The organism is Carnobacterium sp. AT7 (assembly GCF_000171855.1).
Lineage (GTDB): Bacteria > Bacillota > Bacilli > Lactobacillales > Carnobacteriaceae > Carnobacterium_B > Carnobacterium_B jeotgali.
Genome location: NZ_ABHH01000064.1, coordinates 1 through 1,400, shown reverse-complemented (window position 1 = coordinate 1,400; position 1,400 = coordinate 1). Strand labels below are relative to the sequence as shown.

Below are 1,400 nucleotides of genomic sequence, written 5' to 3'. Positions count from 1 at the left end.
GAGCTAGTCCATCTTCATTATTTGTTTTTTCTGTTACATCATTTGAAATGCGTTTTAAAGCATCGATACCATTTTTCATTACGACACCATGTCCGGCATATTGAATCATTTCATAGTCATTGTCTTCATCGCCAAATGCAATGATATCTTTTTGCTTGATGCCATATACTTTTGCAATACGTTCGACTCCAAGTGCTTTTTGAACACCGGCAGCGACGATTTCTAAACAAGGCGTTTGTCCGCCCCACGTTCTAATTTCAACAGTATTTCCGTATCGAGCAGAAATTTTTTCAATAATATGGGCTTGATTCTCCGCATCAGTAAAAACACAAATAGCAGTGGGGTCTTCTTTCAAACTAGAGGCTGTAAGTTTGGATGCACCTTTTTTACCTTCAGGAAAGAAATCGCTGTAAGGGACAAAATAGTTATCTGCAAAAACGGTATCTCTAAGTTCTGCCGCAATTAAATGAATGTCTAATTCTTTTTTTAAAGTCAACATATCTAAGGCAATTTCACGGTCTAAAGTTTTGTGGTATTGTGATTCCCAGTTTAATTGGTTAGGTAAGTGACATAAAGCACCGTTAAAGTTTACAATGGGTGTTTCCATACCTAGTTGAGTATAAAACTGTTTGCTGTTTCTATACGGTCTACCTGTTACAATCGAAACAAGGTGACCATCATTTCTCAAAGTTGTTAAAACATTTTGCGTTCTAGCTGAAATCTCTGAACGATTATTTAAGGTAGTGCCATCTAAATCAAGAGCAATTAATTTTTTATTCATCAAAATCCTCCGACTAATAGTCATTTGTATTTGTAAAAGCTTCTACGTTTCTTTTATGATACACTAACTCCATAGAATCTTTACAAATAGTGTACCACAAAGTCTATAAGAATAAATAGAGAAAGAGGATAGATAAATGATAACAGTAAAACATGAATATATTAACGGCATACCATTATTAGAAGTAGTTTTAACAGAAAAGATGAATGAAACTTTACCGACTGTTGTTTTTTATCATGGTTGGACAAACTTTAAAGAAAGTTCTTTAGTTCATGGCTATGAAATTGCTAAAAAAGGATTTCGAGTCTTAATTCCTGAAGCTTATTTGCATGGAGAGAGAAGTAAAGGCGCACCAGTCAACGAAAGAAGCTTAGAATTTTGGGATGTTGTCCAACACAATATTGTTGAGTTCCCTTCTTTAATTGAACAGTATGTTAAAGCAGGATTAACGGATCAAAGCCGTGTTGGAGTGGCAGGCCTTTCAATGGGTGGCGTGACAACGAGTGCCATTTTAACGCAATATTCTTGGGTGAAAACAGCTGTTGTTTTAATGGGAAGTCCATCACCAATCCCTTTTTCTAAATGGTTATTGACGTCTAAATGGCAACAAGGGGTAGAA

General features: G+C 35.6%; 2 protein-coding genes. One reads left to right on the top strand and one right to left on the bottom strand.

Annotation, left to right across the window (positions count from 1 at the left end):
* Positions 1-781 (bottom strand): Cof-type HAD-IIB family hydrolase (locus tag CAT7_RS11925; RefSeq protein ID WP_007725972.1); only part of this gene is annotated, 781 nt, incomplete at its 3' end.
* Positions 782-917: 136 nt separating this feature from the next.
* Here CAT7_RS11925 and CAT7_RS11920 point away from each other — a divergent pair.
* A partial coding sequence (locus tag CAT7_RS11920) for a dienelactone hydrolase family protein (protein ID WP_007725970.1) occupies positions 918-1,400 on the top strand: 483 nt, incomplete at its 3' end.